A 25,561-nucleotide genomic window follows, 5' to 3' on the forward strand; every position below is an offset into this window, starting at 1 on the left:
CGGATCAGTTAACCAGATTTGCTTCGGTTGCCTCGCGAATTTGATCCTCGGTCACCCCTTCGGCGAGTTCGACGATCTTCAAACCACCTTCGACGACATCCAGTACACCCAGATTGGTGATGATACGGTTCACAACTTTCTTGCCGGTCAATGGCAGAGTGCATTTCTTCAGCAGTTTGGATTTGCCGTGCTTGTTGGTGTGATCCATCACCACAATCACGCGACCAACACCGGCAACCAGGTCCATCGCCCCACCCATGCCTTTGACAAGAACGCCGGGAATCATCCAGTTCGCCAAATCGCCTTCTTCATCAACTTCCATGGCGCCCAAAACGGCGGCAGCGATTTTGCCCCCCCGGATCATGCCAAACGAAGTTGCGCTGTCGAAATACGAGGTGCGTGACAATTCGGTGATCGTCTGCTTGCCCGCATTGATCAGGTCTGGATCTTCCTCACCTTCAAATGGGAAGGGACCCATGCCCAGCATGCCGTTCTCAGATTGCAGCGTAATGTCCTTGTCGCCCACATAGTTGGCGACGAGCGTCGGAATCCCGATGCCCAGGTTCACATACATGCCGTCTTCAAGCTCTTGCGCCGCGCGGGCGGCCATCTGATTACGATCCCAGGGCATTATGCATCCTCTTTCTTACGAGTGGTGCGCTGTTCGATGCGCTTTTCGTGGCTGCCTTGAATGATGCGGTGCACATAGATGCCAGGCAGGTGGATCGCGTCGGGATCCAGCGATCCGCGCGGAACAATCTCTTCGACTTCAGCGACACAAATCCTGCCACAGGTCGCTGCGGGCACGTTGAAGTTGCGCGCGGTCTTGCGGAAGATCAGGTTGCCGGTGTCGTCGGCTTTCCAGGCTTTTACAATGGCGAGATCGGCAAAGATGCCTTCTTCCATAATGTAAGTCTCGCCGTTGAACTCTTTCTGCTCTTTGCCTTCGGCAATAACGGTGCCCACACCCGTCTTGGTGTAAAAGCCGGGGATCCCAGCACCACCAGCGCGCATCCGCTCGGCCAAAGTGCCTTGTGGGTTGAACTCCAGCTCAAGCTCTCCACTAAGGTACTGACGCATGAATTCCGCGTTTTCGCCCACGTAAGAACTGATCATCTTCTTGACCTGCTTGGTCTGCAGCAAGATGCCGATGCCGAAATCATCCACACCTGCGTTGTTTGAGGCAAAGGTCAAATTCTTCGCACCCGATTGCTTGATTGCTTCCAGCAGCAATTCCGGGATACCGCACAGGCCAAACCCGCCCGCAGCGATCAGCATACCATCCGAGATCACGCCATCGAGCGCCTCAGTGGCAGTGTCGTAGATTTTCTTCATGTAAAACTCCCCCAGTGACGTGGTGTTGCGCCGAGTTGTGCCGCCACGTCACGGGGAAGTCAACGAAACCGGGGGTAGGGTGGTATTTCTACCTATTCCGCAGCTTTCTTAGTTGTCTTCTTCGCAGCGGCCTTCTTTTTTGGCGCTGCCTTTTTCTTGGTACCTTTCTTGGCCGCGCGTTCATTGACCAGTTCTATGGCCATTTCCTGCGTCATGTCCTCGGGCTTGATGTCCTTGGGGATCGTGGCGTTGACCTTCTCCCATTTGACGTAGGGCCCATAACGCCCGTCCAGTACCTGCATGGCACCGCCATCGGGATGCTCACCCAGTTCTTTCAACGGTTTCGCAGCGGCCCGGCGACCGCGACCCGGATTGGCGCGTTTCTCGGCCAGAAGTTCGACGGCGCGGTTCATCCCAATCTCGAACACGTCGTTCGGATCTTTGAGGTTGGCATAGACCGGTTTCGCCTCGTCGGGCAGTTGGTGCATCAGATAGGGGCCGAACCGTCCGAAATTCGAACTGATCATGCCGCCTTCGGGGTGTTCACCAATCTGGCGGGGTAGGGACAGAAGCGTCAGCGCCTTTTCCAGATCCATGTCATCCTTGCTCCACCCGCGGGGCAGCGAGGCGCGCGGAGGTTTCTTGTTCTCGGGCGTCGGTTCGCCGCGCTGGACATATGGGCCGAACCGTCCGGATTTCAGCCAGATCTCGTCCCCCGCATCTTCGCCCAGCAGCCGCTCATCGCCTTCGGCCCCTTCGCCAGCAATTGGGCGCGTGTAGGTGCATTCAGGGTAATTGCCACAGCCGACAAACCCGCCGGTGCGCGAGGTTTTCAGATGCAGCTGACCCACACCGCATTTGGGGCAGACGCGCGGATCGGACCCATCCTCGCGGGGCGGATACAACTGTGGGGCCAGCGCTTCGTCCAGTTTGTCCAGAACTTCTGAGATTCGCAGTTCCGAGGTTTCACCAATCGCAGCCGAGAAATCGCGCCAGAATTTACCCAGAAGGTCTTTATAGTCTCGATCACCGGCGCTGACATCATCCAGCTCTTCTTCCAGGTTGGCGGTGAATTCATAGCCTACATATTGGCGGAAGAAGTTCAGCAAAAAGATCGTGACGATCCGGCCCTTTTCCTCGGGGATCAGCCGGTTCTTGTCTTTGCGCACATATTCGCGGTCCTGAATCGTTGTCACGATCGAGGCATAGGTCGACGGTCGCCCGATGCCCAACTCCTCCATCCGTTTGACCAGAGTGGCCTCGGTATAGCGCGGCGGGGGTTGGGTATGGTGTTGCAGGGCCAGAACGGCCTCGTTGTCGGACAGGATCGCGGCCTTGTCTTCTGCCTTGGTGAATTGGTCTTTCAGTGAGGTCTTGGCGAACTTCGCCGGGTCGCCTTGCATGATCTGCGGCAGGCGCTTGTCATCATCATCGACCACATCGTCGCGGCCTTCTTCATAGACGCGCATGAACCCGTCAAACAGAACAACCTGACCCGTCGCGCGCAGACCCACCTGACCGTCTTCGCTGCCAATCTCGACCGTGGTGCGTTCCAGCCGGGCGGCGGCCATCTGACAGGCGATGGTGCGTTTCCAGATCAGGTCATAAAGCTTGCGCTGATCCTCATCCGTCACTTTCAGGGCCTTGGCATCGCGAGTCATATCGGTTGGGCGGATACATTCATGCGCTTCCTGCGCGTTCTTGGCCTTGTTCTTGTACATACGCGGGCTGTCGGGCACATACTCGCTGCCATAGCGGTCGGCGATTGCATCTCGCGCGGCGGCCACGGCCTCGGGCGCCATGTCGATCCCATCAGTCCGCATATAGGTGATATATCCTGCCTCATAAAGCCGTTGTGCAACCTGCATCGCGTGGCGTGCGCCCATGCCGAACTTGCGGCTGGCTTCCTGTTGCAGGGTCGAGGTCATGAAGGGCGCGCTAGGATTACGCGCGGCAGGTTTGGCTTCGACCGAGGTCACGCTGAGCGCGCGGCTGGTGATGGCCTGAACCGCCAATTCCGCCTGGGTCGCGTTGGCCAGATCATGTTTGTCCAGCTTTTTCCCGGCCAGAGTGACCAAACGCGCCTCATAAGTCTGGCCGCGCGGGGTTTCGAACAGCGCCTTGACTGACCAGTATTCAACCGGTTTGAACGCCTCGATTTCCATCTCGCGTTCGACGATCAGACGCAGACAGACCGATTGCACACGACCGGCGGATTTCGCACCGGGCAATTTGCGCCACAGAACCGGGGACAGGTTGAACCCCACCAGATAATCTAATGCGCGCCGGGCCAGATAGGCCTCGACCAGAGGCATATCCACCTCGCGCGGGTTGCGCATCGCCTCGGTCACGGCTTCCTTGGTGATCGCGTTAAAGGTCACGCGGCTGACCGGTGTGTCTTTCTTTATCGAGCGGCGCTTGGTCAGCGCTTCTTGCAGGTGCCAGCTGATCGCCTCACCCTCACGATCAGGGTCGGTGGCGAGGATCAGGGCGTTGTCTTCTTTCAGCGCATCCGCGATGGCTTTGACATGTTTGCGACTGTCATTGCCAACCTCCCACTTCATCGAAAATTCGTGGTCGGGATCGACCGATCCGTCCTTTGGGGGCAGGTCCCGCACATGGCCATACGAGGCCAGAACCGTGTAGTCAGGGCCGAGATATTTATTGATTGTTTTTGCTTTGGCCGGAGATTCTACAACAACTACGGGCATTTAAGGGGAATCCTCGCTCGACGAAATGGGCGCCTTCTATGGTGGTGCAAAATGTGTGGGGCAAGACAGAATTGTCAATGCGTTCCTTTTACTGTGTGAAAAGCGGCGTGATTTCAGCGCACTATTGATGCTATCATCGCCGTGTCGGGGCGCCAGGCCGGGAATATCACACCGGGTTGATCAACCGGCCAAAGACAGGAGGCCTCCGGGCTGACGTTGGATTCGGCCCTCTAGTTCAAGATCGACCAATGCCGGACCCAGTTCCCCGGCCGTCGCTGCGATATCACGGAGCAATTGGTCTTCGGCGATGGGGGAGGGGCCAAGACGATCAAGTATCTGCGTGTGTATGGCGTGCGCGGGTTTGGGGGCCGGCGTCGGTATCGCAGGCTGAGGCTCAGCAAAGAGTTCAGCCTGCGCTGGCAGGGCTTCAATAACATCATCCGCCGAGCGCACGAGGGTTGCGCCATCGCGAATCAGCATGTTGCATCCTGCCGCCCGCGCATCAAAGGGATGGCCGGGAACCGCCAGCACCTCGCGCCCCTGATCCAAAGCATCCCGTGCGGTGATCAGGCTGCCGGATTTGGCGGCGGCCTCAACCACCACCACCGCGCGCGCCAGCCCCGAGATGATCCGGTTGCGGCGCGGGAAATGCCGGGCCTGCGGCGTCACGCCCATGGGCTGTTCTGACAGGCGTAGTCCATGTTGCGCGATCTTGTGGGCCAGATCGGTGTTTTCAGCGGGATAGATCACATCAACGCCGCCTGCCATGACGGCAATTGTACCGGTCTCAAGCGCCGCCATATGCGCCGCGGTATCAATACCGCGCGCCAGACCTGACACGATCACGTGACCTTTGCCACCAAGATCTGTCGCCAATCCCCTGGCCATGCGCGCACCCAGAGACGAACAGTTCCGCGCACCGACCATGGCGACCGCAGTATTTCGCAACAGGGATGTATCGCCGAGCGCCCAAAGCATCGGAGGCGCGTCGCTGAGATCATTCAAAGCATCTGGGAAATCGGAAGCGCCAAGGCACAAAAGTCGCGCTTTGGCGGCTTTTGCGGCCTTGAGTTCCGCCTCAATCACGCCGGGAGGGCAAATTTCATACCCTTCGATTCCGGCTGCGCGTGCCATTTCGGGCAGCGCGGCCAGCGCGTTCTGCGCCGAGCCATGCTTGCGCAGTAGCCTGCGAAATGTCGCCGGACCAACCTTGCGCGAGCGCAACAGACGGAGCCACGAAAACCGATCCTCTTCCGTGGTGGGTGGGAGTGGGGGGTGATTGGAAGAAAGCTGCTCCTCGGTCATCCGTTGCTCCGCCTGATTGCAGAACCGGTTTACGGGATTCGGGGTTAACAGCTTGTGAATCTTGGAAAGTTTTAGACGAAATTTCGAATGTGAGAGGAGGGAATTTGGCGCAATGCATTGAAAAGAAAGAAGTTTCTTCCAAAGAATCTTTTCGGGCCGCAGGCAAAGGCACATAGCGGCACAAGGGTAACCCTGTGCCGCTGCGCGGTTAGGTCGCCGATCCGCCCACCGTCAGCCCGTCCATCAAAACGGTTGGCTGCCCCACACCCACAGGCACCCATTGGCCGTCTTTGCCGCAGGTTCCCATACCGGGGTCCAAAGCCATGTCGTTGCCCAGGCCCCGGATGCGTTTGAGGGCCGAGGGGCCGTCTCCGATCAGCGTTGCGCCTTTGACCGGTGCGCCGATCTTGCCATTTTCGACGCGATACGCCTCGGTGCAGGAAAACACGAACTTGCCATTGGTGATATCGACCTGACCGCCGCCAAAGCCCACGGCCCATATGCCGTCCTTGATATCGGCCACCAGCGACGCGGGGTTTGCGTCTCCACCCAGCATGATCGTGTTGGTCATACGTGGCATGGGCTTATGAGCATAGCTTTGGCGGCGTCCGTTTCCGGTGGGCGCAACACCCATCAATCGTGCGTTCTGGCGATCTTGCATATATCCGGTCAGGATGCCGTCTTCGATAAGTACAGTGCGCGCGCTGGGCGTGCCTTCATCATCCACGGTGATCGAGCCGCGACGGTCCGCGATGGTTCCGTCATCTACAACAGTTACACCTTTCGAGGCGATCTGCTGCCCCATCAGCCCTGCAAAGGCCGAGCTGCCCTTGCGGTTGAAGTCGCCTTCCAGCCCATGACCAATGGCCTCATGCAGCAATATTCCAGGCCAGCCGGGGCCCAACGCGACCTCCATCACACCAGCAGGGGCGGGGACAGCGTCGAGGTTGACCAGTGCAATACGCAGCGCTTCGCGGGCCTTGTCCTGCCAATCGGCCGGATCAATCAGCCCGTCCAGACCAACACGCCCACCGCCACCCGCCGATCCGCTTTCGCGACGACCGTCCTGTTCGACAATGACCGAGACGTTCAGCCGGGTCATCGGACGCGTGTCTTGCACCAACACGCCATCGGGGCGCAGGATCTGGACCTCTTGCACCGAAGCCATGATCGTTGCGCTGACCTGCACGACACGTGAGTCGAGGTCACGCGCAAAGGCGTCAATAGCGCGCAAGGTTTCGATCTTGACCGGGAAGTCAGCGGACTCGATCGGATCCTGATCGGTGTAAAGCCGCGTGTTGGTCGGGCGCGGCGCTTCGGCCAGGCTGCCGCCGCCATCGCCAACCGCCAGTCGTGCGGTTTCAGCCGCCCGCTTCAGTGCCGCCATCGAAACGTCGGTGGAATGCGCATACCCGGCAACTTCACCCTGGACCGCACGCAGACCGAATCCCTCGGACGCGTCATAAGACGCGTTGCGCAACCGCCCATCATCAAAGACCAGAGATTCGGATTTCCGCCGTTCGACAAACAGGTCTCCGTCTTCTGCGCCGTCCGTTGCTGCCTGCAAAACAGACAGGGCTTCGTCCAGTGGCAGGGCGCTTTCAAATGGGCGAAACGGGTCGTTGGACATGGGGCGGGACCTTTCCGGTTTGATCCAGATCAAAAATAGCGTCTGTTTGACGCAAGCATTTTGCTTTATCTACCCGCAGGAATATGGTTTTTAACGCGGCCAAAGACAACGGGTGAGGTGTGACCGATTCACATCTTTTCGCCAGAGACGCAAAGATCAAACGATCAGGACAGAACATGAAGAATGCTTTGATGCTTTCGGGGCTTATGGCAGCCCTCTCCAGCCTTCCCGCCATGGCTCAGGAGCTTGAGATTATTGGCAAACCGGTGGATGGCGGTATGGGTTTCCAGCCTGCAGCCACGGATCTGGCCACCGGAATTCACCGGCTGGACAACATGCTTTTGGTGATCATCACCTTGATCTGCGTCTTTGTTGCGGCCCTGCTGGTCTATTGCATCGCGCGCTACAACCAGCGCGCAAATCCGACGCCTGCGCGATTCTCGCACTACACTCCGGTCGAGATCGCCTGGACCCTGGGCCCGGTTCTGATTCTGGTCTTCATCGGGGCGTTTTCGCTGCCGGTGCTGTTCAAACAGCAGGAAATTCCGGAAGGCGACGTTGTTATCAAGGTGGTCGGCAACCAGTGGTACTGGACCTATGAATATGTCGATCACGACTTTGCCTTCGACAGCTATCTACTGGGTCACCCGGCAACCCTGGACGAAGGCGCGCGCCCGGCTGATGCAGATGTGACACCGTTTGTGCTCGACGACGCGATGCGCGCCAAACTTGCAGATGCGGGGTACAGCGACGATGAGTGGCTGCTGGCCACCGACACCGCGGTTGTTGTCCCTGTGGGTAAGGTCATCGTCATGCAGGTCACCGCATCGGACGTGATTCATTCCTGGACCATCCCATCCTTTGGGGTGAAACAGGATGGTGTTCCGGGTCGCCTGGCCGAGCTGTGGTTCGAAGCGGACCGTGAAGGCATCTATTTCGGCCAGTGCTCGGAACTGTGCGGCAAGGATCATGCCTACATGCCAATCACAGTCAAAGTGGTGAGCGAAGAAGCCTATGAAGAATGGCTGCAGGGCGCGATTGATGAATATGCGGGCCTGCCGCAGAGCTATCAGGTTGCGGCGAACTAAATCGACCAGAGTGGTGCAGGCCACCTGACACAGCTAACGGGCTGCGCGGGGGATCGCGCAGCTTTCGCCTCAGAAGGACCGGAAATGACCGACGCAAGCATCAATGCCAGCACAGCACCCGCCCAGGCGGATGAAGCCGGCTTTGGCGACTATTTCGCGCTGCTCAAGCCGCGCGTGATGTCGCTTGTGGTGTTTACTGCGCTGGTCGGCCTGTTGGCGGCTCCGGTGCCCGTGCATCCGATTGTGGGCTTTTGCGCGATCCTGTTCATTGCCATCGGCGGCGGCGCCTCGGGTGCGTTGAACATGTGGTGGGACGCGGATATCGACCGGGTCATGAAGCGCACTAAGCGGCGTCCAATCCCTTCGGGCAAGGTGGACGAGGGCGAAGCGCTGGCACTTGGTTTGGCTCTGTCCGGTCTGTCTGTGATCATGCTGGGGTTGGCGACCAACTGGTTTGCCGGCGCATTCCTGGCCTTCACTATCTTTTTCTACGTCGTGGTCTATACCATGTGGCTCAAGCGGACCACGCCCCAGAACATCGTGATCGGCGGCGCGGCAGGGGCCTTCCCGCCGGTGATCGGATGGGTCGCGGCCACTGGATCCATGACGCTTGAGCCGTGGCTCATGTTCGCCCTGACCTTTATGTGGACACCGCCGCATTTCTGGGCCTTGGCGCTGTTCATGCGCTCGGACTATGACGATGCGGGCGTCCCGATGCTAACAGTAACGCATGGGCGCAGGGCCACCCGGACGCATATCCTGATCTATACCGTTCTGCTGGCGGTTCTGGCGATTGGCACGGGGTTCTCGGGCATCGGCGGACCGGTCTATCTTGCCGTTGCATTGGTCCTGAACGCGCTGTTCTTGCGGGGCGCCTGGCAGATTTCGCGCCGGACCGAAGCGGATTCCGAAGCTGATAACTTCAAGGTCGAACGCAGTTTCTTCAAGCTGTCGCTGCTATATCTCTTCCTGCATTTTGGCGCGATTCTGGTCGAGGCGCTGCTGAAGCCCTACGGTCTGGGAGGCTGGTCATGAGCCTGCGCAAGTCCCACGAGCTGCATCAACGCCGGTTTAGTCGCAATCTGGGCGTTGGCCTGACGCTGGCGGCGTTTATCGTGATTATCTTTGGCCTGACGGTCGTAAAGGTCTCGGGCACCGATTTTGGAATGGCAACGCAAGAGGTTCAAAACTGATGGCTCTGTCTGGTCCTCAGAAAACGGTTGCTCAAACAGTGGGGCTGGTCCTGTTGATGGGCAGCCTCGCGTGGGCAGCGGTCCCGTTCTACGACTGGTTCTGCCGGGTGACCGGCTTTGGTGGCACGACAGGCGTGGCCGAGGCGGCGCCCGAGGACATCCTTGACCGCACCATCACTGTGCGCTTTGACGCTTCGAAAGCCAAAGACATGGCTTGGGAGTTCAAACCCGTGGAACGCGAGATGGAGGTTCGCATCGGCGAAACCGGATTGGCGTTTTACGAGGCATATAATCCGACCGACAGACCGATCGCGGGGCAGGCGTCGTACAACGTAGCACCGTATTCTGCTGGTGGCTATTTCCAGAAGATCGCCTGCTTCTGCTTTGAAGAGCAGGTCTTGCAACCCGGCGAGCGGGTCGAGATGCCGGTCAGCTTCTTCGTTGACCCGGAACTGGTTGAAGATCTGGAAGCCAAATATGTGCATACGATCACGCTGTCGTATACATTCTACGAAATTGACCTGCCCGAGGGCTATGCCGCCCTTGAGACGCAGGCTGATACAAACACGAACTAACGCCTGTAGGTGAGGGACGCTGATGGCACACGCAAAAAACCATGATTATCACATTCTGGCCCCGTCGATCTGGCCATTGGTCGGCGCGGTAGCCGGATTTGTGATGCTGTTCGGAGCCGTTCTGTGGATGCACGGGATTACCCCGTGGATCTTCTGGATGGGCCTTGTTGGTGTTCTTTACACCATGTTCGCCTGGTGGTCCGAAGTGGTGGTCGAAAGCCGTCAGGGTGATCACACGCCGGTTGTGCGCATCGGGTTGCGCTATGGCTTTATCCTGTTCGTGATGTCCGAGGTGATGTTTTTCTTTGCCTGGTTCTGGTCGTTCTTCAAACATCGCATGTATCCGATGTACGACTATGCGGGCACCGAATATATCCAGCCGGATATTCACGCGGTTGACCCGTTCCACCTGCCGCTGATCAACACGCTGGTTCTGCTGTTGTCGGGGTGTGCGATCACCTGGGCGCACCATGCGCTTGTGCATGACAATGACCGCAAGGCGCTGATCAACGGTCTGGCGATCGGTATCGTGCTGGGCATCGCCTTCACCGCGTTGCAAGCCTTTGAGTACTATGAATTGTTGGCCCATGAGGGTTGGGTCTTCGGCGGCGATCAGTTCTATTCGAACTTCTTCATGGCTACCGGGTTCCACGGCGCGCATGTGATCATCGGGACGATCTTCCTGTCTGTCTGCCTGATCCGGGCGCTCAAGGGCGATTTCACGCCGGAGAAACACGTGGGCTTTGAGGCTGCTGCCTGGTACTGGCACTTCGTCGACGTCGTCTGGTTGTTTCTGTTCTTTGCCGTATACATCTGGGGTCAGGCCCCGCTGATGTAACGCCCGATGGGCTGTTCAAATGCAAAAGCCGCCCCAGGCAGGGGCGGCTTTTTCTCTATCAGGGCGCAAGATTGCGCCCGATACAATTGCGTTGTTGCAAATCGCTGCACTGCGCCCTTAACAAGACGCCGATTCCGGCTTTGATACATGGTCTTCGAATGCGCCGCCTTCTGTTCTTGCTGATCTTCGGACTGACCGGTCTGGGCATTCTGCTGTCGCTGGGCGTCTGGCAGGTGCAACGGCTGGCTTGGAAGCAAGGCATTCTGGCCGAGATCGAGGCGCGCATATCCGGCAACCCGGTGGGCCTGCCCGAAGCGCCACAGCCTGTACGGGACCGGTACCTTCCTGTTGCCCTGACCGGTGAGATGCTGCCGGGCGAGGTGCATGTGCTGGTCTCGGTCAAGCAGGTCGGTCCGGGGTATCGCATCGTCGCGCCTTTTCGTAGTGGCGACCGCACCGTTTTGGTGGATCGTGGCTTTGTCCCAACCACCGCCAAAGACGCGGCGCGTCTGGTCGGAGCGATGGAGGTCACCGGCAATCTGCACTGGCCGAATGAGATCGACAGCTACACGCCGGACGCGGATATTGAAGGCAACATCTGGTTCGCCCGCGACGTGCCCGCATTGGCCGCAGCATTGGGGACCGAGCCGGTGCTGCTGATCGCTCGATCTGAGACCGATCCGGGCGTGATCCCTTTGCCCGTGGACACGGCCGGTATCCCCAATGATCACCTGCAATATGCAATCACCTGGTTTGGGCTGGCCCTGGTTTGGGCCGTGATGACCGGATACTTCCTGTGGCGCAGTCGCGCCAATTCTGAGAGTAACGCGCTATGAAATACATCTCGACCCGTGGGCAGGCGCCCGAACTGACATTTGAAGAAGCGATGCTGACCGGTCTGGCCCGTGATGGCGGCCTTTACCTGCCAGCTGAGATCCCGGTGATGCTCCAGGACGAGATCGCGGCTTTGGCCGGTCTGCCCTATGAAGAGATCGCATTTCGGGTGATGTGGCCCTATGTCAGCGGCTCGTTCGGGGAAGATGAGTTTAAGGAAATCATTGCACGGGCCTATCAAGTCTTCGGTCATGATGCGCGCGCGCCGTTGAAGCAGCTGAACGAGAACCATTTCCTGTTGGAGCTGTTCCACGGGCCGACACTAGCCTTCAAAGATTTCGCCATGCAGCTGATCGGCCAGCTGTTTCAGGTGGCGCTGAAGCGGCGCGGCGACCGAGTAACCATTGTGGGCGCGACCAGCGGCGATACGGGATCAGCGGCGATCGAGGCCTTTCGGGGGCTGGATGCAGTTGATGTGTTCATCCTTTACCCGCATGGCCGCGTGTCCGAGGTGCAACGCCGTCAGATGACGACGCCGGCAGACAGCAATGTGCATGCGCTGGCCGTGGACGGTGACTTTGATGATTGCCAGGCTGCGCTGAAAGACATGTTCAACGATTTTGATTTCCGGGATGAGGTGAAACTGGCGGGTGTGAACTCGATCAACTTTGCCCGCGTTCTGGCGCAGATCGTGTATTATTTCTCGGCGGCGGTTAGCCTGGGCGCACCGCATCGCAAGGTCAGCTTTACAGTGCCCACCGGCAATTTCGGTGACATCTTTGCAGGTTATCTGGCCAAACGCATGGGCCTGCCCATCGACCGCTTGGTTGTAGCCACAAATCAGAACGACATTCTGCATCGGTGCCTTTCGGGTGAGGGCTATTTCAAAGGTGACACGATCCCGTCGATCAGCCCGTCGATGGATATTCAGGTCAGCTCGAATTTCGAACGTGCGCTTTATTATGCCTATGGTGAGGATGGCAGCGCTGTTGCGCAGTTGATGGATGAGCTGAAAACCGGCGGCTTCAACGTGAGCCAAGGCGCGATGCAGGCTCTGCGCGAAAGCTTTGACTCGGGCCGGGTATCCGAGGACGAGACGCTGGCGACCATCAAGCACACGCTGGCCAACAGCGCGGAACTGGTTTGCCCGCATACCGCAGTGGGTATCAAGGTTGCCGAAGAACAGCGCAGGGCGGATGTCCCGATGATCACGCTGGCCACAGCGCACCCGGCGAAATTCCCGGCAGCGGTTGAGGAGGCGAGCGGCGTGCATCCACCTCTTCCCTCCCGCATGTCTGATCTGTATGAACGTCCGGAACGGGTGACCCGCATCGCCAATGATCTGGGCACCCTTGAGGATCATATCAGAAGGCATATCGCTGAGTGACTGTCAGACAAGACCAATTGAAGAACGGCTTTCGGATCGTCAGTGAACATATGCCGGGGCTGCAATCGGCAGCCATCGGCATCTGGGTGACCGCCGGGGGACGGCATGAGAGGATCGAGCAGAACGGGATCGCCCACTTCCTCGAGCATATGGCGTTCAAGGGAACCGAGCGGCGCTCGGCTCTGCAAATCGCTGAGGCGATCGAGGATGTGGGCGGCTATATCAACGCCTATACCTCACGCGAGGTGACCGCCTATTATGCGCGCGTTCTGAAGGACGATGTGGCGCTGGCCATGGATGTGATCGGCGATATCGTGTTGAACCCGGTCTTTGACCCGCGCGAGATCGAGGTTGAGCGTGGCGTGATCCTGCAGGAGATCGGTCAGGCCTATGACACGCCCGACGATGTGATCTTTGACTGGCTGCAAGAGCAGAGCTATCACGATCAACCCTTGGGACGCACCATTTTGGGCCCGTCCGAGCGGGTCAGCGCGTTTTCGCGCGAGGATTTGTCAGGCTTTGTGGCAGAGCACTACGGGCCCGAGCAGATGATCCTGTCTGCTGCCGGAGCGGTGGATCATGATGCGCTGATGGCGATGGCCGAAGAAATGTTTGGCCATCTAAAGCCTCGGAAAGGTTTGATCGCTGAAACCGCTCGTTTTACTGGCGGCGAAGCACGGCAGGAAAAGGATCTGGAACAGGCGCATTTTGCGCTAGCGCTTGAGAGCCCGGGATATCGCGATGACGGGATCTATACGGCGCAGATCTATTCGACCGCTTTGGGTGGCGGTATGTCTTCGCGCTTGTTTCAGGAAGTGCGTGAAAGCCGGGGGCTCTGCTATACGATTTTTGCGCAGACCGGGGCTTATGCCGATACCGGAACCACCACGATTTATGCGGGAACATCCGCCGATCAGGTGGCAGAATTGGCGACGATCACCATTGATGAGATGAAGCGCGCCGCCGATGACATGAGCGCCCAAGAGGTCGCGCGGGCGCGCGCGCAGATGAAGGCGGGAATGTTGATGGGGCTTGAAAGCCCATCGAACCGGGCCGAACGGCTGGCGCGGTTGGTGCAGATCTGGGGGCGAGTCCCGTCGCTTGAGGACACCGTGGCCAAAATTGACGCGGTGAGTACCGATGATGTGCGCAGCTTTGCCGAGGTCATGGCAGCCCAAGCCCCAGCGGCGCTGGCGCTTTACGGTCCGATCTCGGGCGCTCCTTCACTGGCGGACTTGCAGGAGAGGCGCGCGGCGTGATGCTTCTGGGCCGACGCAAGCTGAAACTCGAAACCGAGCGCCTGAGCTTGCGCCCGCCCATTCACTCGGATTTCAACGACTGGGCCGCGCTTCGCCGCAGCTCAAAGGATTATCTGGTGCCGTGGGAGCCGGTCTGGGCCAAGGATCATCTGAGCCGTAAATCCTTTACCAACCGGGTCTATTGGGCGCAGCGATCTGTGGCGAGCGGGACAGCGATCCCGTTATTTCTGTTTCGGCGCAGCGACAATGTGTTGTTGGGAGCGATCACGCTGGACAATATCCGGCGAGGGCCAGCGCAGGCGGGCACTTTGGGGTATTGGACGGGGCAGACCTATGCCCGCCAGGGATATATGCGCGAAGCCATTGGCGCAGTGGTGCATCACGCGTTTACCCGCTTGGACCTGAGCCGGGTCGAGGCGGCGTGTCTGCCTGAAAACAAGGCCTCTCGCGGATTGTTGGAAAGCTCGGGCTTCAAATACGAGGGCGTTGCGCAGTCGTATTTGCAGATCAATGGCCGCTGGCGCACCCATGTGCTCTATGCAAGCCTTCGGTCCGACCGTCGGGGTCGGACGGATGCGGGCTAGGGGGCTTTGCCCCGTCGCGGCGGGCCGCGACTTCCGTTTGTTTATTTTTGGCCAGATGAACAAGGGACATGACTTGCGGGGATTCTGCGCTACACTCTGTTCATGCGCTGGTTGGTTGTGGCATTGATGTTGATATCGGGCGGGGCTTCGGCGCAGGAACGGCGACCGAGCCATTGCATTGCCATCGCTGATGCCGCACCGGGGATTGAATACATTCACAAGGCGGCCTGGACAGACCCCGTGCCGGAATTTTCGGTGCGGATCAGCTATGTTGCTCATGCGTCTTTTCTGATCCAGACGCATGGCGGGCTGAACGCAGTTACCGATTTCACAGGCTTTATCGGTGGCGCGGATCTGATCCCGGATGTGGTGACAATGAACCACGCCCACAGCACCCATTGGACCGCCAATCCCGATCCGGCTATCCCGCATGTCCTAACGGGATGGGGCGAATTTGGGCAGGGCATCGATCATTACCTGGATCTGGGCGAGATGCTGGTGCGCAATGTCTCGACCGATATCAGATCAAGCTATGGTGGCGTTGAAGAGCGCGGCAATTCGATTTTCGTGTTCGAGGTTGAAGGACTGTGTATCGGGCATCTTGGGCATCTGCATCACGTGCCGTCGGATGAGCAATTTGCAGCGCTTGGGCGTCTGGATGTGGTCATGGCCGCGGTCGATGGTGGCACGACCATGCCCTTGCCCGAGATGGTGACAGTGCTACGGCGGCTGAAAAGCTCGGTTATCATTCCGATGCACTGGTTTTCGAGCTTTTCGCTGGACCGGTTCCTGGTGGAGATCCGCGAGGATTTTCCTGTTGAGCGGTCCGGTGCGTCAGAACTTGTGGTGTCATTGCGCAGCTTGCCGGACCGCCCCACTGTCGTTGTGCTTGAGCCGCAATATCTGATCGATCTGGAATAGGTCTTGCTGCACAGCCGTGTCTTGGGCAAAGAGGCAGCATGTTGTTGAACCCCGTAGATGAGCCGTTTTGCGCACGGGTGCGCCAGGTTTTGCCCGATGTGCTGCGCCCGGTTGAACCCCGATATCTTGACGAGCCACGTGGGCGGTTTTCCGGCCATGCAGGTGCCGTGGCATTGCCGCGCAGCGTTGAAGAGGTATCAACTCTTGTTCGTATGGCAGCAGAGGCGCGCGTGCCCGTTCTACCCTATGGTGGTGGGACCGGCCTGGTTGGCGGGCAAGTGATGCCGGAAGGGCCAGCACCGCTTGTGATTTCGCTGGATCGTATGGCGGCGATCCGGGCGGTCTACACCGACGAAAATGTGCTGATTGCCGAGGCCGGTGCCATTCTGTCGGATGTACAGGGCGTGGCAGAAGACGCGCAGCGGTTGTTCCCGCTGGCCTTGGCATCGCAAGGCTCGTGCCGGATCGGTGGCAATCTGGCGACCAATGCGGGTGGGGTCAATGTGCTGCGCTATGGCAATGCCCGCGATCTGTGCCTGGGGCTGGAGGCGGTGTTGCCCAACGGTGAGATCTGGCATGGGCTGAGTCGGTTGCGCAAGGACAATTCCGGCTATGACCTGCGCAATCTGTTGATTGGGGCAGAAGGGACGCTGGGGATCATCACCGCTGCGGCGCTGAAGCTTTTCCCACAACCCGCAGGCATTGGAACGGCGATGCTGCAGGTCGCGTCTCCTGCTGCGGCGATAGATCTTTTGGCATTGGTGCGTGATAGGGTCGGCGATTGCGTGACCTCGTTCGAACTGATCCACCAACAGGGTTTGGACTTTCTGGCCGAGGTTTTGCCGGATGTGCGCCAGCCGTTTCAGACGGCCCCGCTCTGGAGCGTGTTACTTGAACTGGGGCTGCCAGAAGGATTGTCCCCTTCAGATGTGATCGCAGAGCTTTTTCAGAATGCCGAGGCTAAAGGGTTGGTCAGCGATGGTGTGATTGCGCAGAACAAAGAGCAGCAGGATCAGCTGTGGTCGGTGCGTGAACATATCCCCGAGGCCAACCGGTTGATCGGGTCTGTTTCGAGCCACGACATCTCGGTTCCGATCTCAGAGATTCCGGCGTTCATCCAGCAGGGGGCCAAGGTAATCGCCGCGTTGGGAGATTTCCGCATCAACTGTTTCGGACATCTGGGTGACGGTAATCTGCACTATAACGTGTTCCCACCAGAGGGGCGGAGCAAGGCCGAGTTTGATGAAAACCGTGGTGACGTAAAGCGCGCCGTGCATGATCTGGTGCACCGCTTCAACGGCTCGGTCAGTGCCGAACACGGTGTCGGTCGGCTGAAGACCGGTGATCTGCAGCGCTATGGCGATCCCGTAAAACTGCAGGCGATGCGTGCGATCAAGGCCGCGTTGGATCCTATGGGGATCATGAACCCCGGCGCCGTTCTGTCGGAATAGTCGCGGCCCCGGTTGGGACCGCAACCAGGTGCCAGATCAGGTGGCCGGCAGGATGACTTTGTCGATCACGTGGATCACACCGTTATCCGCCTCGATATCCGCCTGAACAACGTTGGCGTCATTGATCATCACACCGCTGTCCAGATCGATTGTGATGTCACCGCCCTGTACAGTTGCGGCTGTCATGTCGTCCGACAGATCACCTGACATCACTTTGCCCGGGACCACGTGATAGGTCAGAATCGCGACCAATTGATCCTTGTTCTCGGGCTTGAGAAGGTTTTCGACAGTGCCTTCGGGCAGAGCCGCAAAGGCCTCATCCGTGGGCGCAAATACGGTGAACGGGCCTTCGCCTTTCAGCGTATCCACCAATTCAGCGGCTTGAACAGCTGCGACCAGCGTTTCGAAGGTGCCAGCGTTGACCGCTGTATCGACGATGTCTTTTTTGTTGCTACCAGCAAAGACTGTGGTGCTGAGCAGAATGGTGGCTGCGCTTGCGACTGCGAGTTTACGAAACATTTTGGACTTCCCTTGTTGAAAATGCCCAATGTGGCATCGACAAGGGTACGGGGCAGGGTCACGAAGAGATCACCAAAACTGTTGGCCGGTCGCTATTGAAGCGCGCGCGACGCGCGCTAAGCCGAGGATGTTTGTTCTTTCCAATCACAAAAACGTGATCGTGAGCCACTCAAAGGCCTTCGAATTCACACAAAACGTGGACATCCATGCCCATCTCTTCCAGCACTTTGCGACCGCCCAGCTCGGGAAGGTCGATGATAAAGGCGCAAGACACAATCTCGCCACCCAACCGTTCGATCAGCTTGATCCCGGCCGCGGCCGTGCCCCCTGTGGCCAGCAGATCGTCGACCACAAGGATCTTTTCACCAGGTTGAATGGCATCGTCGTGAATCTCGACAATCGCCTCACCGTATTCAAGCTTATAGTCCTGGCTGATGGTGGTGCCCGGCAACTTGCCTTTCTTGCGGATGGGAACAAAACCAACGCTCAACTGGTGGGCAATGGCACCGCCCAGGATAAAGCCCCGCGCCTCAAGGCCTACAACCTTGTCGATCTGCTCTCCTGCGTAGGGGTGCAGCATCTGATCGATTGCCATGCGAAACCCGCGCGGATCTGCAAACAACGTCGTCACGTCTCGGAACATGATCCCCTCATGTGGGAAATCGACGATGGTTCGAACGTAGTCCTTGACGGATTTTGTCTTAGGCATGGGCCACCCCCTTGGCATCAGGCACGCAGAAGTGTTTGGCCCATCACAGAAAGTCTTGCAAGGAAAGTTTGCGCCGGGCCTATTTGCGACGTCGGATCATGATGCTTGGCAGGCCGTAATAGCGATATAGGTTGGCAGGAAGCCAAGACAGATGGGGTTTGCGCCAATTGCGCTGATCTTTCAAAAGAAATGCTTGAGCCACATGAAGATTCATTGCGTCAGTCCTGTTTTTATTGTTAGGTGCCCGATAACGACAAACTCTATGCTGCGTATATACAATGCATCGCGAAAAGAATCAAGTTTAGACGGGGTCAGCGCTAGTGGCGAAGAAAGACGGCAAAGGGTCCACCAAGAAAAACAGCCAGTTGGTCTTGCGACTGGATAAGGATGAACGCGACGCATTTGTTGAGCTGTGCAAAGAATTGGACACATCAGCGGCGCGTGAAATCCGTCGGTTTATTCGCGGATTTATGAAAGAAAACGCCGACAGCTAAGTACCGTCAGGCCGGGCGGCGCAGTACCGCCGTGGCCAATCCCATTCCAATCAGGGTCAACCCGCCAAACCGTGTCATCGCGGTAATCACACTTTCACGTCCGATCAATCGGCGCAAACGGTCAGCCAGCAAGGCATAGGCCAAGGCGTTCAACCAGGCCAAGCCGACGAATGTTGCAATCAGGATGGCGAACTGAGGCCCCAAGGGATCAGCAGGGCGCAGGAATTGGGGTACAAAGGCAATGAAGAATGCAATGGATTTCGGGTTCAGCGCTGTCACCGCCGCTGCGTGCCCAAACACGCTGCGCGCTGAGACGTCTCGATCCGTCTCCACCGTCGTCAACCCGCCCGATGGGGCGCTGCGCAACAGCTTGATACCCAGCCAGACCAGGTAGGCGGCCCCGACCCATTTCAAGACCGAAAACAATGTGGCCGACGCCAAAACCAGCGCCCCCAACCCTAACAAAGACGCGGTCATGGCGACGAGATCTCCGACCGCCACCCCCGTTGCCGAAGCCACGGCGACACTCCGACCCTTGGACAATGCATAGCTGAGCACCAACAGCACAGTCGGGCCGGGGATGAGCAAAAGGGCGGTCGATGCGGCGACAAAGGCCAACCAAAGATCAAAACTCATGGAGGATCCTGTTCTATTTTGAGACAGGAAGCCTGCAAACCAGCAAACCGTCAAGCTATTCACGTATCGTTCCGCGCAAAGCGGGGTCGAACGACACATCGCGTTGAAAGAAACCACGCCGGCGTAGGTCGGTCTGACCCTTCCAACCAGCTCCGGTCTTTCGTTTGCAAGATGGTTGCAACATGAAGACCACGTTAAGCCGCACTCATTCGGCTTGAAACAGCGTCGTAAATCCCCAGTCTTGAGGGGCAGATCAATATTCGGAGCGTCAAATGGCACAGGCTGAGAATTTGAGCACGGCGTCGACCAAGCAAAACCGTGCCCATCGCATTGCTGGGGTGAAACGCCTGGTAGGAAGTGCTCTGGTTCTGCTCGTTCTGATATACGCGACCATTCTGGGGTATATGTATTTCAACCAGCGGCAAATCCTGTTCAAAGCGGGCGAAGACTTGCCTGATCCCGCCTCGGTCGGGCTCGCGGATGTCCAAGTCGAACGTATTGCCATGGCTGACGGGACAGAACTGACGGTTTGGTCAGCCGTGCCTGTATTGGAGGGCGCGCCGACGGTTCTCTTCTTTCACGGTCAAAGCGGCAGCCTCGGCGACCGCGCAGACAGGTTGAACGAAATCCTGAACTCCGGCTATGGCATCCTCGCCCCCAGTTATCGCGGCTTTCCCGGCAGCGAGGGGGCGCCGTCCGAGGCGGCCTTGATCAGCGACGGTTTGCAGCTTTATGACCGGCTGGCCGCGCAAGCGTCATCAATTGTCTTGCATGGGCAAAGCCTTGGTACCGGTGTTGCCGCAGCTGTGGCTGCGGAACGGCCGGACGCGGCGCTGTTGGTGCTTGAGGCACCGTTCACGGCGACTGTTGATGTAGCTGGCGAACGTTATCCGCTTCTGCCTGTCTCTTTGCTGATGAAAGACCAATTCGCAACGCGCGACATCATCGGTGACATCACGGTGCCGACGCTGATCTTTCATGGCGAATTGGATGAAACTGTCCCGGTCCATCATGGCAAAGCCTTGGCGGATTTGTCGAACGGTAATGCCGAGTTGTTCCTGACCCCTGAAGGCCATCACAACGATCTGTGGTCTTTTGGCCTGTGGGATCAGGTTCAGGCGCGCCTGACGGCGCCCTGAACCTGCAAGATCACAGGATACGCCCGGCAACCGCATCCAACTTGGCCAAGAGCGCAGGATCGCGTTTTTCCGGCGCCGTGAGGATGGCGTATTCCAGTGCGCGGTCGCAGCCATGGGGGCAGGGCGCGCGTTCAGCCCCTAAGAGTGCTGGCAGTCCTTTGACCAAAGCCCGACCTTTCTCGGCGTTTCCGGTCAGGGTGGCCACAATGGTGGTTACGTCGACCTCGCCATGGTCAGGATGCCAGCTGTCGTAATCCGTTACCATCGCGATCGAGGCGTAGCACAGCTCGGCCTCGCGGGCGAGCTTGGCTTCGGGCATATTGGTCATGCCGATCACGTCACATCCCCACTGCTCGCGATACATCTTGGATTCCGCCAGGCTGGAAAACTGCGGCCCTTCCATCGCCAGATAGGTGCCACCACGGTGAATGGTGATGCCCGCAGCTTTGCCCGCCGTCTCGCAGGCATCAGACAGGCGCGGGCAGGTTGGATGGGCCACACTGACATGGGCAACGCAGCCCGTGCTGAAAAAGCTTTTCTCGCGGGCAAAGGTGCGGTCGATGAACTGGTCGACAATCACAAAGTCGCCTGGCGCCATCTGTTCACGGAACGACCCGCAGGCCGAGACCGAGATAACATCCGTCACACCCAACCGTTTCAACGCGTCAATATTGGCGCGATAAGGAACATCGGTGGGCGAGTGTACATGACCACGACCATGGCGCGGCAGAAAGGCCATACCGACCCCTTCCAGTGTTCCGGTCAGGACCTGATCTGACGGTTCGCCCCAAGGGGTTTTCACGGTGACCCATTCAGCCCCCTCCAGGCCATCGATGTCATAGATACCGGATCCGCCGATGACGGCGATTTTCGTCTGGGTCAATGATCTTCTCCATGCGGATTGATTTCTCTGAATTTTTGCGGCTTGCAACGTGGTTTGGCAAGAGGCACGGATGTGCAAAAAGAAGGCGTTTTGGGATCTCTGCTATGCGCCGTTTGCATATCCGCATCCCACCAGGCGCTGTGGCTCTTGTGCAAAGTTGCGGCTAGAAAGCCCCTTTCGCGCGAAAAGACCCAAGCCACAGGACCGTTCTATGCCCCGAGCCATACTGGCAAGCTTTGCCAAACATGTCGCCATACCCGATTTGCGCTGGTCTCCGGACGAAGGTCTGACCCCGTCGCGCCTACGGATCGAACTTTTGTCGGGACTGACTGTTGCCCTGGCGTTGGTGCCCGAGGCGGTGGCTTTTGCCTTTGTTGCTGGCGTGCATCCGTTGGTGGGGCTCTATGCGGCGTTCCTCGTGGGCCTGATCACGGCGCTGATTGGTGGACGGCCGGGCATGATCTCGGGCGCAACCGGGGCTTTGGCTGTGGTCATGGTGGCATTGGTAGCAGAGCATGGCGTGGAATACCTGTTCGCGACGGTTGTCTTGATGGGCATTTTGCAGGTGATAGCAGGGGCGATGCATTGGGGCCGCTTTATCCGACTGGTTCCTCACCCTGTGATGCTGGGTTTTGTGAACGGTCTGGCCATCGTGATTTTCTTGGCGCAGCTTGGGCAGTTCAAGGTGCCCGGCACGATGGAGAACACCGGCCACGGCGTCGGCGGTGGAGAATGGCTGGCCGGGATACAGCTATATACAATGCTGGGGCTCGTAGCGCTGACCATGGCGGTCATCTGGGTGATGCCACGCGTCACACGGATCATTCCCGCACCCTTGGCCGGAATAGTTGTCGTGGCGGCGATCGTGATCGGCATGGGTCTGGATGTGCCGCGCGTGGGCGATCTGGCCTCAATCGAGGGTGGCTTGCCCGCCTTCCATATTCCGATGGTGCCGCTGACCTGGGAAACCTTCGAGATCATCCTGCCCTACGCCGTCATTCTGGCCGCCATTGGGCTGATTGAATCGCTGCTGACCCTGAACCTTGTGGGCGAGATCACCGGCAAACGCGGCGGTGCCTCGCAGGAATGTATCGCGCAGGGCGCGGCGAATGTTGTGACTGGTTTCTTTGGCGGTATGGGTGGCTGTGCGATGATCGGCCAGTCGATGATCAACGTCAAATCCGGAGGCCGCACGCGGATCGCGGGAATCGCGGCGGCTCTGTTCCTGCTGTTGTTCATCCTCGTAGGCTCCCCCTTGATCGAGCAAATCCCGCTGGCCGCGCTTGTGGGCGTGATGTTCATGGTGGTGATCGGCACTTTCGCGTGGAACTCGTTCAAGATCCTGCTCAAGGTTCCGCTGATGGACGCGTTTGTGATCATCCTGGTCACGGTCGTCACCGTGATGGAAGACTTGGCGGTTGCGGTTGTTGTGGGCGTGATCGTCTCGGCGCTGGCCTATGCCTGGAACAACGCCAAACGCATCCACGCGGTCACGCGCGATTCACTGACGGAAGAGGGCGCGAAGGTGTATGAGATTCAGGGCCCGCTGTTCTTTGGTTCCTCAGACGGGTTTGTCGAGATCTTCGATATCGCCAATGACCCGGAAACGGTCATCGTGGATTTTGCTGACAGCCGTGTGGTCGACCAATCGGCGCTGCAGGCGATCGAAAATGTCGCTGCAAAATACGAGGCTGCGGGCAAACGCCTGATGCTGCGCCACCTGAGTCGGGATTGCCACAGGCTGCTGAACAAGGCGGGGCATCTGATGGTCGACAGCGATGATGATCCGGATTACGGCCTGGTCGTGGATTATTCAGTGCGAACCGGCATTCTTGGTGGTCATTAACCCTTTTGCCTGGCACTGCTGCGCGCTCCGGGAATTTTGGGGCCAGATGAAAAATGGATCACCTGCTTCATCTGGCTGAAAATATCCCGGGGGAGGCGCGCGCAGCGCGGCTGGGGCAGAGCCCCTGGCCGGATCAATCATCTGGGCGGGACAGGCTGAACAACTCGGTGACCACCGAATAATCACGGTATCCTAGCCGCGCCAGCGGTTTGAATGAGGTCACGTCGAACTTGCCCTCTTTGATATGATCGTCTTGCAGGTGAACACCTGTCACTTCGCCGAATACCACCCGGTTGGCTTCGCCGGGTAGCGTCACGATTTGCGTCAGTTTACATTCAAGTGCCGCTGGCGCATCGGCGACCCGCGCGCAGTTGATGGTTTCGCATTCGGCGGTTGCTATCCCGGCGTGTTCGAACTCGTCTACATGCTTGTCCAGCCCGGCCGAACTTGCATTCATCGCATCCCGATGCGCATAGGCCACGATGTTGACGCAGAAAACTCCGGTGGCTTCGATATTGGAAACGCTGTCCTTTCCGTTCTCTTGATCATGCTTGCCGCTGGTGGTGGCGAACATCACCTGCGGCGGGGTATAGGCGACGCCGTTGAAGAAAGAATACGGCGCCAGGTTGTTGATCCCATTCGCATCCCGTGTCGAAATCCAGCCGATGGGCCGCGGCGTGATGATGGCGTTGAACGGATTGTGCGGCAGGCCGTGGCCGTCTTCGGGGCGATAGAACATGGTGTCTCCTAGCGTTTGCCCAAGGCGTACCGAAGTGCTAGGGCGATTGCCAGCAAGGAAAAGAGGGCCAGCGTGCAGCAGTTCGAAATCAGGCCGGAAGAGCCGGAGGATTGGTGGGAGGTCGAGGCGCTTTATGACCTGTGTTTTGCACCGGGGCGCGAGGCGCTTTCGTCCTATCGTCTGCGCGATGATGTGCCGCCTGTGTCCGGGCTGTCACTGGTGGCGCGGGACGGGCAGGGCATTTTGGCGGGTGCGATCCGCTTTTGGCCGGTTCATGTGCATGACAAGGATGCTTTGCTGTTGGGACCGGTGGCCGTTCACCCGACCCATCAGGGCGAGGGCTTGGGCGGTTATCTGATCCATCACGGGTTGGAGGCCGGTCGCGGGCAAGGCTGGCAGCGCGTCATGCTTGTGGGTGATGCGCCCTATTACCAGCGGTTCGGCTTTTCGAAACTGCGCGGTGTTGAGATGCCGCCGCCGACCAACCCGGACCGCGTTTTGGGGGCCGAACTTGTGCCGGGCGGGTGGACCGGATTGCGCGGCGCGGTCACCCGCTGGACCCGCTGACCTATTGAAATCCTTGATCACAATCCCGACATCTTCTGTACAGGAGGGTCCGGATGCAAAACGTGGTGCTGGTGCACGAGATCGATGCCGAGGCTGAATTGGATCGGTTGGCGGCATGCTATCAATCTGCCGGTGGGGCAGGTGTCAAACTACTGAATAGGCTGGGCGGCTCCGCTGAATCTCTGTTGTCGCAATTGCCCGAACCGGTTCAGGCGGGCCTGAATGGGGCAACCGAATCTGCGCTTTGGATTGCGATGCATGCAGCCGAAAGCTCGCGCCGGGCGGTGCCGGATCAGACGCCTTGGGTCAATACTGCCGTCACGACGGCCATGGGCGCCGCTGGTGGGTTTGGCGGGGTTTCGACCGCGTTGATGGAGCTTCCTGCAACCACGGCAATGCTGTTGCGCTCGATCCAGGGCGCGGCGGCGCGTGAAGGATTTGATCCCTCAGAACAGGGGGTGAAATTTGACTGTATCCGGGTTCTGTCAGCAGCGGGGCCTTTGGCACATGATGACGGTGCAGATGCGGGATTCTTTTCTGCACGCCTGACTTTGAGTGGCCCGACCATGCAGCGGCTGATCGCGGCGGTTGCGCCTAAACTGTCCGTGGTGCTGGGTCAGAAACTGGCTGCGCAATCAGTGCCTGTACTGGGCGCTTTGGCGGGTGGTGGTACGAACTATGTCTACACACGCTATTATCAGCAGGTAGCCCGCGTGCATTTCGGCCTGCGTCGTCTGGCTGTCGACGCGGATATCCCGCATGAGGAATTGGTATCCCGGCTTTCGAACCGGATGCTGCGCTAAACTTGTCATACGCCGCAAACGACCGAAACCTTGTCGTCTGGCGCCCAGAACGCTTAAGTCCGTGGCGTGAACCCAGCTTTTGGCTCAGCGCGCCTCACTTTTACGCGGGTTTCGT

At 58.6% G+C, this 25,561-nt stretch carries 26 protein-coding genes; 16 read left to right on the forward strand and 10 right to left on the reverse strand.

Features of this window, described 5'->3' with window-relative positions; all coding sequences use genetic code 11:
- Nucleotides 1–4: 4 nt before the first annotated feature.
- From GOW40_RS15805 to tldD, 5 genes are all read right to left on the reverse strand, one after another.
- Nucleotides 5–631 carry a CoA transferase subunit B gene (locus GOW40_RS15805; protein WP_171100365.1) on the reverse strand — a complete coding sequence of 209 codons (627 nt, stop codon included), beginning with the start codon at nt 629–631 and terminating at the stop codon, nt 5–7.
- Nucleotides 631–1,335 carry a CoA transferase subunit A gene (locus GOW40_RS15810; protein ID WP_171131466.1) on the reverse strand — a complete coding sequence of 235 codons (705 nt, stop codon included), beginning with the start codon at nt 1,333–1,335 and terminating at the stop codon, nt 631–633. The genes GOW40_RS15805 and GOW40_RS15810 overlap by 1 nt, the downstream gene beginning before the upstream one ends.
- Nucleotides 1,336–1,427: 92 nt before the next feature.
- On the reverse strand, nt 1,428–4,046 hold the full coding sequence (topA, locus tag GOW40_RS15815) for a type I DNA topoisomerase (protein WP_171131465.1): 2,619 nt from the start codon (nt 4,044–4,046) through the stop codon (nt 1,428–1,430).
- A gap of 180 nt (nt 4,047–4,226) precedes the next feature.
- Complete coding sequence (gene dprA, locus GOW40_RS15820; protein WP_171231085.1) at nt 4,227–5,351, reverse strand: DNA-processing protein DprA; 1,125 nt, start codon at nt 5,349–5,351, stop codon at nt 4,227–4,229.
- A gap of 208 nt (nt 5,352–5,559) precedes the next feature.
- Nucleotides 5,560–6,981 (reverse strand): metalloprotease TldD, encoded by a 1,422-nt coding sequence (gene tldD, locus GOW40_RS15825; protein WP_171131462.1) that lies wholly within the window; start codon nt 6,979–6,981, stop codon nt 5,560–5,562.
- A gap of 176 nt (nt 6,982–7,157) precedes the next feature.
- Here tldD and coxB point away from each other — a divergent pair, with 176 nt between their 5' ends.
- From coxB to GOW40_RS15880, 11 genes are all read left to right on the forward strand, one after another.
- On the forward strand, nt 7,158–8,069 hold the full coding sequence (coxB, locus tag GOW40_RS15830; RefSeq protein WP_171131460.1) for a cytochrome c oxidase subunit II: 912 nt from the start codon (nt 7,158–7,160) through the stop codon (nt 8,067–8,069).
- Nucleotides 8,070–8,153: 84 nt separating this feature from the next.
- Entirely contained in the window at nt 8,154–9,104 is a 951-nt protein-coding gene (cyoE, locus tag GOW40_RS15835) for a heme o synthase (RefSeq protein WP_171131459.1), read from the forward strand.
- On the forward strand, nt 9,101–9,262 hold the full coding sequence (locus GOW40_RS15840; protein WP_171131458.1) for a hypothetical protein: 162 nt from the start codon (nt 9,101–9,103) through the stop codon (nt 9,260–9,262). Before cyoE ends, GOW40_RS15840 begins: the two co-directional genes overlap by 4 nt.
- The gene (locus GOW40_RS15845) at nt 9,262–9,837 is read left to right on the forward strand and encodes a cytochrome c oxidase assembly protein (RefSeq protein WP_171131457.1); all 576 of its coding nucleotides are present in this window, start codon (nt 9,262–9,264) and stop codon (nt 9,835–9,837) included. The genes GOW40_RS15840 and GOW40_RS15845 overlap by 1 nt, the downstream gene beginning before the upstream one ends.
- 22 nt (nt 9,838–9,859) lie before the next feature.
- Nucleotides 9,860–10,675 (forward strand): cytochrome c oxidase subunit 3, encoded by an 816-nt coding sequence (locus tag GOW40_RS15850; protein ID WP_171100348.1) that lies wholly within the window; start codon nt 9,860–9,862, stop codon nt 10,673–10,675.
- A 158-nt stretch (nt 10,676–10,833) separates the two neighbouring features.
- Complete coding sequence (locus GOW40_RS15855) at nt 10,834–11,511, forward strand: SURF1 family protein (protein ID WP_171131456.1); 678 nt, start codon at nt 10,834–10,836, stop codon at nt 11,509–11,511.
- Complete coding sequence (gene thrC, locus GOW40_RS15860) at nt 11,508–12,896, forward strand: threonine synthase (protein ID WP_171131455.1); 1,389 nt, start codon at nt 11,508–11,510, stop codon at nt 12,894–12,896. Before GOW40_RS15855 ends, thrC begins: the two co-directional genes overlap by 4 nt.
- Nucleotides 12,893–14,155: a pitrilysin family protein gene (locus tag GOW40_RS15865; RefSeq protein ID WP_171131454.1), complete on the forward strand. Its 1,263-nt coding sequence runs from the start codon at nt 12,893–12,895 to the stop codon at nt 14,153–14,155. The genes thrC and GOW40_RS15865 overlap by 4 nt, the downstream gene beginning before the upstream one ends.
- The gene (locus GOW40_RS15870) at nt 14,155–14,739 is read left to right on the forward strand and encodes a GNAT family N-acetyltransferase (protein WP_171100340.1); all 585 of its coding nucleotides are present in this window, start codon (nt 14,155–14,157) and stop codon (nt 14,737–14,739) included. Before GOW40_RS15865 ends, GOW40_RS15870 begins: the two co-directional genes overlap by 1 nt.
- A 102-nt stretch (nt 14,740–14,841) precedes the next feature.
- Nucleotides 14,842–15,660, forward strand: a complete 819-nt coding sequence (locus GOW40_RS15875) for an MBL fold metallo-hydrolase (protein ID WP_171131453.1) — start codon at nt 14,842–14,844, stop codon at nt 15,658–15,660.
- Nucleotides 15,661–15,698: 38 nt separating this feature from the next.
- Nucleotides 15,699–17,111: an FAD-binding oxidoreductase gene (locus GOW40_RS15880; protein WP_171131450.1), complete on the forward strand. Its 1,413-nt coding sequence runs from the start codon at nt 15,699–15,701 to the stop codon at nt 17,109–17,111.
- Nucleotides 17,112–17,147: 36 nt separating this feature from the next.
- Here GOW40_RS15880 and GOW40_RS15885 read toward each other — a convergent pair whose 3' ends face one another.
- Nucleotides 17,148–17,630 carry a fasciclin domain-containing protein gene (locus tag GOW40_RS15885; protein ID WP_171100333.1) on the reverse strand — a complete coding sequence of 161 codons (483 nt, stop codon included), beginning with the start codon at nt 17,628–17,630 and terminating at the stop codon, nt 17,148–17,150.
- Nucleotides 17,631–17,799: 169 nt separating this feature from the next.
- The gene (locus GOW40_RS15890; protein WP_171100331.1) at nt 17,800–18,339 is read right to left on the reverse strand and encodes an adenine phosphoribosyltransferase; all 540 of its coding nucleotides are present in this window, start codon (nt 18,337–18,339) and stop codon (nt 17,800–17,802) included.
- A 320-nt stretch (nt 18,340–18,659) separates the two neighbouring features.
- Here GOW40_RS15890 and GOW40_RS15895 point away from each other — a divergent pair, with 320 nt between their 5' ends.
- Nucleotides 18,660–18,833, forward strand: a complete 174-nt coding sequence (locus tag GOW40_RS15895) for a hypothetical protein (RefSeq protein ID WP_171100329.1) — start codon at nt 18,660–18,662, stop codon at nt 18,831–18,833.
- Nucleotides 18,834–18,839: 6 nt separating this feature from the next.
- Here GOW40_RS15895 and GOW40_RS15900 read toward each other — a convergent pair whose 3' ends face one another.
- The gene (locus tag GOW40_RS15900) at nt 18,840–19,469 is read right to left on the reverse strand and encodes a LysE family translocator (protein WP_171131448.1); all 630 of its coding nucleotides are present in this window, start codon (nt 19,467–19,469) and stop codon (nt 18,840–18,842) included.
- Between the two features lie 272 nt (nt 19,470–19,741).
- On the opposite strand from GOW40_RS15900, the gene GOW40_RS15905 reads away from it, so the two are divergent.
- Nucleotides 19,742–20,608 (forward strand): alpha/beta hydrolase, encoded by an 867-nt coding sequence (locus tag GOW40_RS15905; protein ID WP_171131446.1) that lies wholly within the window; start codon nt 19,742–19,744, stop codon nt 20,606–20,608.
- 10 nt (nt 20,609–20,618) lie between these two features.
- Here the strand turns inward: GOW40_RS15905 and GOW40_RS15910 are convergent, their stop codons facing one another.
- Entirely contained in the window at nt 20,619–21,491 is an 873-nt protein-coding gene (locus tag GOW40_RS15910; protein WP_171131444.1) for an S-methyl-5'-thioadenosine phosphorylase, read from the reverse strand.
- A gap of 211 nt (nt 21,492–21,702) precedes the next feature.
- Here GOW40_RS15910 and GOW40_RS15915 point away from each other — a divergent pair, with 211 nt between their 5' ends.
- Complete coding sequence (locus GOW40_RS15915) at nt 21,703–23,337, forward strand: SulP family inorganic anion transporter (RefSeq protein WP_171131443.1); 1,635 nt, start codon at nt 21,703–21,705, stop codon at nt 23,335–23,337.
- Between the two features lie 133 nt (nt 23,338–23,470).
- On the opposite strand, the gene GOW40_RS15920 is transcribed toward GOW40_RS15915, so the two are convergent.
- Nucleotides 23,471–24,076: a flavin reductase family protein gene (locus tag GOW40_RS15920; protein WP_171131441.1), complete on the reverse strand. Its 606-nt coding sequence runs from the start codon at nt 24,074–24,076 to the stop codon at nt 23,471–23,473.
- Between the two features lie 72 nt (nt 24,077–24,148).
- On the opposite strand from GOW40_RS15920, the gene GOW40_RS15925 reads away from it, so the two are divergent.
- The gene (locus tag GOW40_RS15925) at nt 24,149–24,643 is read left to right on the forward strand and encodes a GNAT family N-acetyltransferase (protein WP_171100316.1); all 495 of its coding nucleotides are present in this window, start codon (nt 24,149–24,151) and stop codon (nt 24,641–24,643) included.
- A gap of 53 nt (nt 24,644–24,696) precedes the next feature.
- A complete protein-coding gene (locus GOW40_RS15930) occupies nt 24,697–25,446 on the forward strand; it encodes an EcsC family protein (protein ID WP_171131439.1) in 750 nt (249 codons plus the stop codon).
- Nucleotides 25,447–25,561 lie beyond the last annotated feature (115 nt).

It is taken from the genome of Ruegeria sp. HKCCA6707 (assembly GCF_013033515.1).
GTDB lineage: Bacteria > Pseudomonadota > Alphaproteobacteria > Rhodobacterales > Rhodobacteraceae > Ruegeria.

What these genes read in the sequence shown, in the direction of transcription:
- GOW40_RS15850 (WP_171100348.1), top strand. Translation starts at nt 9,860, where the DNA reads ATGGCACACGCAAAAAACCATGATTATCACATTCTGGCCCCGTCGATC.
- GOW40_RS15930 (WP_171131439.1), top strand. Translation starts at nt 24,697, where the DNA reads ATGCAAAACGTGGTGCTGGTGCACGAGATCGATGCCGAGGCTGAATTG.
- cyoE (WP_171131459.1), top strand. Translation starts at nt 8,154, where the DNA reads ATGACCGACGCAAGCATCAATGCCAGCACAGCACCCGCCCAGGCGGAT.
- topA (WP_171131465.1), bottom strand. Translation starts at nt 4,046, where the DNA reads ATGCCCGTAGTTGTTGTAGAATCTCCGGCCAAAGCAAAAACAATCAAT.
- thrC (WP_171131455.1), top strand. Translation starts at nt 11,508, where the DNA reads ATGAAATACATCTCGACCCGTGGGCAGGCGCCCGAACTGACATTTGAA.
- GOW40_RS15890 (WP_171100331.1), bottom strand. Translation starts at nt 18,339, where the DNA reads ATGCCTAAGACAAAATCCGTCAAGGACTACGTTCGAACCATCGTCGAT.
- GOW40_RS15885 (WP_171100333.1), bottom strand. Translation starts at nt 17,630, where the DNA reads ATGTTTCGTAAACTCGCAGTCGCAAGCGCAGCCACCATTCTGCTCAGC.
- GOW40_RS15900 (WP_171131448.1), bottom strand. Translation starts at nt 19,469, where the DNA reads ATGAGTTTTGATCTTTGGTTGGCCTTTGTCGCCGCATCGACCGCCCTT.
- dprA (WP_171231085.1), bottom strand. Translation starts at nt 5,351, where the DNA reads ATGACCGAGGAGCAGCTTTCTTCCAATCACCCCCCACTCCCACCCACC.
- tldD (WP_171131462.1), bottom strand. Translation starts at nt 6,981, where the DNA reads ATGTCCAACGACCCGTTTCGCCCATTTGAAAGCGCCCTGCCACTGGAC.
- GOW40_RS15840 (WP_171131458.1), top strand. Translation starts at nt 9,101, where the DNA reads ATGAGCCTGCGCAAGTCCCACGAGCTGCATCAACGCCGGTTTAGTCGC.
- GOW40_RS15905 (WP_171131446.1), top strand. Translation starts at nt 19,742, where the DNA reads ATGGCACAGGCTGAGAATTTGAGCACGGCGTCGACCAAGCAAAACCGT.
- GOW40_RS15870 (WP_171100340.1), top strand. Translation starts at nt 14,155, where the DNA reads ATGCTTCTGGGCCGACGCAAGCTGAAACTCGAAACCGAGCGCCTGAGC.
- GOW40_RS15880 (WP_171131450.1), top strand. Translation starts at nt 15,699, where the DNA reads ATGTTGTTGAACCCCGTAGATGAGCCGTTTTGCGCACGGGTGCGCCAG.
- GOW40_RS15855 (WP_171131456.1), top strand. Translation starts at nt 10,834, where the DNA reads ATGCGCCGCCTTCTGTTCTTGCTGATCTTCGGACTGACCGGTCTGGGC.
- GOW40_RS15875 (WP_171131453.1), top strand. Translation starts at nt 14,842, where the DNA reads ATGCGCTGGTTGGTTGTGGCATTGATGTTGATATCGGGCGGGGCTTCG.
- GOW40_RS15845 (WP_171131457.1), top strand. Translation starts at nt 9,262, where the DNA reads ATGGCTCTGTCTGGTCCTCAGAAAACGGTTGCTCAAACAGTGGGGCTG.
- GOW40_RS15805 (WP_171100365.1), bottom strand. Translation starts at nt 631, where the DNA reads ATGCCCTGGGATCGTAATCAGATGGCCGCCCGCGCGGCGCAAGAGCTT.
- GOW40_RS15810 (WP_171131466.1), bottom strand. Translation starts at nt 1,335, where the DNA reads ATGAAGAAAATCTACGACACTGCCACTGAGGCGCTCGATGGCGTGATC.
- coxB (WP_171131460.1), top strand. Translation starts at nt 7,158, where the DNA reads ATGAAGAATGCTTTGATGCTTTCGGGGCTTATGGCAGCCCTCTCCAGC.
- GOW40_RS15920 (WP_171131441.1), bottom strand. Translation starts at nt 24,076, where the DNA reads ATGTTCTATCGCCCCGAAGACGGCCACGGCCTGCCGCACAATCCGTTC.
- GOW40_RS15915 (WP_171131443.1), top strand. Translation starts at nt 21,703, where the DNA reads ATGCCCCGAGCCATACTGGCAAGCTTTGCCAAACATGTCGCCATACCC.